This is a genomic window from Cellulomonas bogoriensis 69B4 = DSM 16987 (assembly GCF_000767165.1).
Lineage (GTDB): Bacteria > Actinomycetota > Actinomycetes > Actinomycetales > Cellulomonadaceae > Actinotalea > Actinotalea bogoriensis.
In genome coordinates, this window is record NZ_AXCZ01000135.1 from 1 (window position 1) to 7,731 (window position 7,731).

At 70.8% G+C, this 7,731-nt stretch carries 4 protein-coding genes; all 4 read right to left on the minus strand.

The window, feature by feature from the left end; genetic code table 11:
* The coding region (locus tag N869_RS11220; protein ID WP_035061657.1) for a methyl-accepting chemotaxis protein at nt 1–1,419 on the minus strand (1,419 nt) is incomplete at its 3' end.
* A 203-nt stretch (nt 1,420–1,622) separates the two neighbouring features.
* Nucleotides 1,623–2,741, minus strand: coding sequence for a lytic polysaccharide monooxygenase (locus N869_RS11225; RefSeq protein WP_035061660.1), 1,119 nt, complete (start codon nt 2,739–2,741; stop codon nt 1,623–1,625).
* A 258-nt stretch (nt 2,742–2,999) separates the two neighbouring features.
* Nucleotides 3,000–6,857, minus strand: a complete 3,858-nt coding sequence (locus N869_RS16600) for an SGNH hydrolase domain-containing protein (RefSeq protein ID WP_084136987.1) — start codon at nt 6,855–6,857, stop codon at nt 3,000–3,002.
* A gap of 362 nt (nt 6,858–7,219) precedes the next feature.
* On the minus strand, nt 7,220–7,731 hold a 512-nt coding region (locus N869_RS18795), incomplete at its 5' end, for a glycoside hydrolase family 11 protein (RefSeq protein ID WP_035061662.1).

Genomic DNA, 7,731 nt, shown 5'->3' on the forward strand with positions numbered 1-7,731 from the left:
GGCGGACGCGATCGTCATCTGGTAGTCGTTGATGCTGGCGACGATCGAGGAGATCCGCTCGATCGCGGTGACGGCGGCCTCGGTGTCGTTCTGGATCGTCGACACCCGGTCGGCGATGTCCTCGGTCGCCCGACCTGTGGCCTGGGCGAGGTCCTTGACCTCACCGGCGACGACCGCGAAGCCCTTGCCGGCCTCACCGGCGCGGGCGGCCTCGATCGTGGCGTTCAGGGCCAGGAGGTTGGTCTGCTCGGCGATCTGCGTGATCACCTTCACCACGTCGCCGATCTCCTGCGAGCTCGTGCCGAGCTTGGCGACCGACGAGCTCGCCGAGGCTGCGGCCTCGGTGGCGTCCGAGGCGACGCGGGCGGCGTGGGTGGCGTTCGCCGCGATCTCACGGATGGACGCACCCATCTCCTCTGCGCCGGCGGCGACGGCGTGGACGTTGCGCGAGACCTCCTCGGCCGCGGCCGCCACGACGCCCGCCTGGCCGCTGGTCTCGTCCGACCCCGCGCTCACCTGGGTCTGGGCCTGCGAGACGTTGTCGGCTGCGGTGCCCACCCGGCCGCTGACGTCACCGACGGCGGCGATGGTCGAGCGCAGCGACGTGAGGACCGAGTTGAGCGCGGCCGCCATGCGACCGACCTCGTCGCCACGGGCGACGTCCACCTGGCCGGTGAGGTCCCCCCCGGCGATCCGCTCGAGGGCGCTGGTGACCCGCGTGACGCCGCGGGAGAGGCCTCCGGCGATGTACAGGCCGAGCAGCACCGCCGCGGCGGAGCCGATGATGCCGACCGCGAGCGTCACCGTGCGCACCTGCTGGGCGTCGGCCGCGGCCTCCCGGCTCGCCGTGAGGGAGTCGGCGACCTGCATGTCGACGATCTCGTCGATCCCTGCGGCGACCGCTGCCCCGAGGGGGCCGACGGTGCTCGCGACGAGGGCGTCGCGCTCCTCCAGCCTCCCGGCCGCGACCAGGACGTCCGTCTGCCTGACCGCCTCGGCGTACTCGAGGACGTCGTCGCGGACGGAGTCCAGGATCGCGCGCTCCTCGGGGGTGGGGTCAGCCTCCGCGAGGTAGGTGTCGGCCAGGACGGCGATGTCGGCGAGTGCCGCGTCGCGGTCGGTGCGGTGGCTCGCGGCGACCGCAGGGTCGTTGGCGTGCCCGCCGCTCACGGCGTTCCATCGCGCGAAGACCATCTGGAACTTCATCTGACCCGCCAGGGCGGTGCCCTGGACGTTGCGGCTGTACAGCTGGTCGGCGGTCGCTGCCATCGTCGCCGTGCCCAGGCCGCTGAGGACGACCACCACGAGCGTGACCACGGTGGTGACGGTCAGCGCGGTGAGGATCTGGGTGCGCACCTTGAGGTCGTGGAGCCGGGGGACTCGTCGGCGACGGACGGGTGACGGTGCGGCGGGGGACATCGAGGGCTCCTCGGTCGGGGACGGGCGCGTCCTCCGACTGTTCGGGTCGTCACGGCGGGCCATGAGGACCCGCTGCGGGTGATTCCGGTGCGAGGTCCCGCATCCCCACGGCGCTCGGCCCCGGCGTCTCCGCGTGGACGCCGGGGCCGAGCCCTTTCCCGTCACCGACGGTCAGGGTGACAGGTCGTGTGCGCTGCTGACGGTCAGCGGCCGTTGCAGGTGGCGGTCAGCTCGTCAGGGCTGCCGCTGCCGAGGAACCCGGCGGAGGTGGCGCCGCCGGCCTCGACGTCGCTGTTCCAGTGCGCGCTGGTGATGGTGCTGCCCGCCTGGGTGCCGTTCCACGCCTGGGTGATGGTCGCACCGTCGACGGTCGCGCTCCACGCGCTGAGCGGCTCGGAGCCGGCGGTGATGTCGAGCTCGGCCTGGTAGCCGTTCGGCCAGGTGTTGATCACCCGGACGGTTGCGGTGCACGCACCGTTGCCGGGAGCGGGCTCCGGGTCGGGCGAGGGGTGGCCGTGGTCGCCACCGTGGTCGCCGTGGTCGCCACCGTGGTCGCCACCGTGGTCGTGGTCGTCACCGGGCTCGGTGGGCTCGGGCTCCGGGGTCGGCTCGGGCGCCGGCGTGGGCTCGGGCTGCGGCTGGGGAGTGCCACCGCCGGTGCCGCCGATGTTGATGTCGGAGCACAGGTAGTAGGTCTGGTCCATGTGGCTGGCCTGCCAGATGGTGTACAGGACGGCCCTACCCGAGCGGCCCGGCAGGCTCACGTCGGTCTGGTACTGGTCGGCGGGCGCGAACCGTCCGGTCTCCTTGACCAGGTCCAGGTCGCCCCAGCCCAGCGCCTCCGTCGTCGGGTCGAAGCTCGGCTTGCTGACGTAGATCCGCAGGTAGTCGGCACCGTGGCGGGCCTCGTCGGTGAGGGTCAGGGTGAAGTCGTTGGGCATGTCCTTGGCGATCCAGTCGCCCGGGGTGTCGAGGAAGTCGTACCGGCCGCCCTCGGCGTTGCCCCCGGAGCAGAGGGTGCCGTCGGGAACGGCGGCCTCGTGGCGGCCGCCGACGTTGTCCTGGTAGAGGCCGTTCCAGTTCCACATGGCGCCCGGCTCGGCCTGGTAGGCGCCCTGGCACATGGGGTCCTGGTCGCGCATCTCGGGCGCGAGGTGGTTGTTGCGCCACCGGTCCAGGCAGCCGAAGTTGCGGGTGGGCGGGTCGGTCACGGCGCCGTGCGCGGCGGCGGGGCTCGCCATGATGGCGGTCACCGCGAGGGGAGCGGCGACGACGACGGGTAGGGCGATGGCGATCTTGCGCAGTCGTGCGCGAGCGGTCATGCGTACTCCCGGTGCTCGAGGTGATCGGTCCGGCGCGGACCGGGGGGCCTGCGGTGCGCCTCGGCGGGGCTCTCGGGTGGCCTCCGTCGTGGTCACTGCGGTGCCACGATCAACTCAAACCGGGACAAAGGTCCATGTCCTTAACCGTTTAGGTCACAAATCGGTCACGGTTCACAAGGGGGAGGGGTGGTGGTCGCCTGGGCGAGGTCCTAGGTGCCACGCCGGGGCGACCACCACCAACCTACTCCTGCGCCACTCTCATGCGCCCGACGCGCGGGGCACGAACAACGGCCGCAACGCCGGTGCCAGGTACTCGCTGTACGGAGTCGACACGTGGCTGTCGTCCCGGTAGACGAGCATGTTGCCGACCACCACCGCGCACTTGCGGTCCGTGCAGAACCAGTCCGCCGGGTCGATGGTCGGCACGTCCACCGCGGCCAGCGTGCCGGCCACCTGCTCCAGCCGGCCCGGGAACCCGTACGTCTGGTCCCGCATCGTCATGCACAGCTCGACCTTCTCCAGGTGGTTCGCGACGCAGTCCGGGACGTGCTGCAACGGGCGCGGGGTGTCCAGCAGGTACAGCACCGGGCTGCCTGCCGCCCGGATCTCGCGGACGGTGCGGGCCGTGGCGTCCGCCCACTCGTTGTTGGTCACCTGCTCCCCGGGCACCGCGTCGCTCTGCGAGACCACCACCACGTCCGGCTGCATCTCGGCGATGCGCGCCACGGTCAGGTCCCGCCACTGCGTGCACTCGCTGTACGGGCGGTTGCCCAGCTGCGGTGCGGTGAGCTCGACATCCGCCACCGGGCACGCCGCCTTGGTCCACGCCACCAACCGCCAGCCCTCCTCCTGGGCCCGGGCGTCCAGGCCCGGCAACCACTGCTGGGCGTGGGAGTCACCGATCAGCACCATCGTGTGCTCACCGTCCGGGTCCCCGTACACGCAGTCACCCTGGTGCACGTAGAGGAAGTCGGCGTGGCACCCGTCGCTGGAGCTGACCGGCTGGTCGTCACGCACCTCGTCGATCGCCGGCACCAGGTTGCTCGGCGCCTCCTGCGTGAGGGTCCCGCGGCGGACGTCCTCCATGACCGTGCCGGTGTCCTGGGCGCTGATCGTGATCGCCGCGCCGGTGCCCACCAGCGCCGGGACGGTCGCGGCGACGACCGCAGCCACCGACGCCGTCGCGACCGCCGCCCCCATCCCGATCGGCACCCACAACGCCTTGCGCAGACGCGACCGCAGCACCGGGCTCTCGATCGCGACGTACATCATGATCGACAACCACAGGCCCAGGGCCACGATCTGCAGCTGCACCACCCACCCGACCTCGTACCCCAGGCGCATCGGGATCAGGATGAGCAGCGGCCAGTGCCACAGGTACCAGGCGTACGAGACCTTCCCCAGGCCCTGCATCACCGGACGGTCCAGGACCAGCTCGGCGCTGTTGCGGGAGGGGCGGCACCCCGCTGCGATCACGGCAGCCGTGGCCAGCACCGGGAGCAGCGCCGCCGACCCCGGGAACATCGTCTCGTCGGTGTAGACGAGCCCCGCGTACAGGATCCCGGCCACGCCCAGCCACGACATCGGCGCCGCCAGGCGCGCCGGCATCCGCGCGAGCCACCCGGCCGTGACGGCCAGGAGCGCGCCCACACCCAGCTCCCACGCCCGGGTGTGCAGCGAGAAGTAGGCCAACGGTTGGTTGGTGGCGGTCAGGTCGATCGCCGCCCACAGCGACAACGCGCACACCCCCGTCACCATCACCAGCACCGCGCGGCGGACGTGCCGGCGAGCCAGCCAGGCGCACAGCATGAGCAGCACCGGCCACAGCAGGTAGAACTGCTCCTCGACCGCCAGGGACCAGTAGTGCTGGAACGGGCTCGGCTTGCCCGACCCCTGCAGGTAGTCCACCCCGTCGGCCGCGAACTTGTAGTTGATCGCGTAGAACGCCGCGAACAGGGCGTCCGTGGTCACCTCACGCACCTGGAACAGCGAGTCCCACAGCCGCACCCCCACCAGGGTGAGGATCGCGACCACCGCCGCCGGCACCGCCAGCCGCTGGAAGCGGGCCGAGTAGAAGCGCCACAGGTTCACGCGGCCCTCGCGCTCGATCTGACGCAGCAGGCCACCGGTGATCAAGAAGCCGGAGATCACGAAGAACACGTCGACCCCCACGTACCCGCCGGTCACCCCCGGGACGTGCGCGTGGTAGAGGACCACCAGCAGCACGGCCACGGCACGCAGGCCCTGGATGTCCCGTCGGAAGGGACGGAGCCCCGCTTCGGGTTGGGGGCGTGGGGCCGGCCGGCCCGGGCCTCGCGGCCGCCTCGGGGTCGCGACCGCCCCACGGGTCTGGGCGAGCGTCGCCAGGGTGCGGTCGGCGAGGACGATCCGCGCGGCGCCGAGCGCACCCGGTGGCGCCAGCAGGGCACGCGACCGCGCCCAGAAGGACCCCACAGCCGGTGCGGGTGCCGCGTCGGGGCGTGGCTCCGGGCGGGTGCTCAGCCCCAGGATGGGGAGGAGCACGTACGACGACAGCGCAGCCAGGCACGTCATGGCCCAGAACTCGCCGAACCCGTACTGCATGATCCCCGCCGCGATCCCCGCCCAGATGCCCGCCTGGGAGATCGCGATCCAGGTCTTGGCGACCCGGAGCACCGTCACCCCCAGGGGCGTGGCGTTGCCACGCTTGACGGCGCTCGTCGCGGTGCCTGTCGCCACCCACTCCCTCGTCCGCCCGGTCAGGATGTGGAAGATCGCCACCGCGTGGGCGAACGAGTACAGGGCCTGGACCCGCAGGACGTCGATGCGCCAGTGCGAACGGAACACCAGCGGGATCACCACCAGCCACATCAGCAGCGCCCCGAGCAGGTACACCGAGTTCAAGGGCCGCACGTACTGGGGGAGCATCCACAGCATCGCCAGGGCCGGCAGCGAGGCGGTGAAGATGTTCAGGGCCGTGGTGATGTAGTAGAGGAACCCGGCCCAGAACGCGAGCTTCTGCCGGGGGGTGATGGTCCGGTCGTCGTGGAAGTCCTTGCTGGCCAGCAGGCTCATCGACCCCGTGCACCACCGGTACTGCTGGTTCAGGAACGACAGCACCGCGTCCGGGCACAGCCCCTTCGACACCAGAACCGGCACGTACCGGAGCCCGTACCCGGCCTTCATCAGCTTCACGCCGGTGTGCACGTCCTCGCTGTGGCCGATCTGCGCGAACCCGCCAGCGGCGTCCAGGGCCTTGCGACGGTAGATGGCGCACGTGCCCACGCAGATCGCGGCCTGCGACCGGTCCCGTGCGGGCTGGACCCAGCGGTAGAACAGCTCCTGGGTGGCGCCCGCGCACCGTTGCAGCCACGGCATGCCCTTGACCGCGTCGAAGTACTGCGGTGACTGCACGATCCCGACGTCCTCCTGGACGAAGTACGGCACCAGCTCGTGGAGGTAGTCGGTGCGGGGCACGAAGTCCGCGTCGAAGATCGCGATCAGGTCGCTGCTGGACTGCTCGTACCCGAACCGCAGGTTGCCGGCCTTCTTCAGGTGGCCACGGTTCGGTCGCGTCCGGTACTCGAACCCGTGGCGCTCGGCGAGCAGGCGCACCTCGTCACGTGCGGAGTCGTCCAGCACCCACACGGTGATCGGCGCAGGCCAGTCCAGTGCGGCGACGTGCCGGTAGGTGTTGGCCAGGACGTCGAGCGGTTCGCCCGCCGTGGGGAGGAACACGTCGACGGTGGGGTACGTCTCGGGTCTGTACTGCAGCACCCGCAGACCGTGGTCGGCGAGGTCGGTGCGCTTGCGGCGGGTGCTCGACAGCAGGCTCACCACCAGCGCCGCCGCGTACAGGGAGAACGGGGCCAGGAACAGCAGGACGCGTGTGTCGGAGAGGCTGAACCGCATGATGCTGACGCCGATCAGCACGAACGACAGCGACTGCGCGATCAGCAGCCACCGGTGCTGACGTCCCATGTACCCGTACTTCTCGGCGTCGGACGGCGGGCTGGGAAGGCTCAGGTCAGGGGCTGAGGCCCGGGCGGGTGACGGGACGTGAGGACGGCGTCTCCTCGGTGGTGCGACGAGGGTGGCGGGCTGCGTGGAGGCGCGTTCGTATCTCAGCAAGGCCATGGCGATCTTCTTCCGGTCGTGGTCGTCGGTCTCTGAGGACGACGTCGTCCGCCGGTGTCGTCAGCCTCGCCCTTGCGGCGGCGAGCCGGATCTGCTGAGGCTATAGATCGCCAAGGTGTGCACAGGGATTGTGACTACAGAATTGGCGCGCATTTAACACGTGGGAATCACCGGTCCGTCACCGACGCACCGCCTCGACGGCGGTGTTTCCGGGTGGTCACGAACCTGGGTCGCCGACCGGGCGCCTCCGGACGCACGAAGGCCGCCCGACCCTCCTGCAGAACAGGAGGGCGGACGGCCTTCGCGCTTGTCAGCGGTGATCGAGGAGCGCCGTCACCGTGACAGGCCTCCCGCTGTCGCGATCAGCTGGCGCGGCAGGTCGCGGACGGGACCGAGTTGTTGCCGTTCTTCATGACCGTCACCCCGAAGTTGTTGCCGTTGCCGTTGGGGCGGACGGTGCGGGTGTTGCCGGTGCCCGAGACCGAGGCGTTCCAGCTGTTCTGGATGCTCTGGCTGCCGTTGAGGTTCAGCGTGACCGTCCAGTTGTTGCTGCCACTGACGTTGTAGGTCACGTTGAACCGGTCGCTCCAGTCGTCACCGCGGGTCGCGGTCACCGTGCAGCCGCTGCTGCCGCCACCACCGGTGTTGCCCCCCCCGCCGGTCCCGCCGACGGTGATGTTGGAGCTGCCGGAGGACTGGTAGCCCTCGGTCGCCATGATCATGTAGTTGTGGTTGCCGAGCGGCATCCCCGCTCGCGACCACGCGTCGAAGTGGTTGCCCGAGGTGATCGTGCCGCCCACGCGCTTGGACTGCCGGACCGACCAGTACTGCTTGAACGTGCGGGTGCCCTCGATGGAGGGCGAGTTGGTGCGGG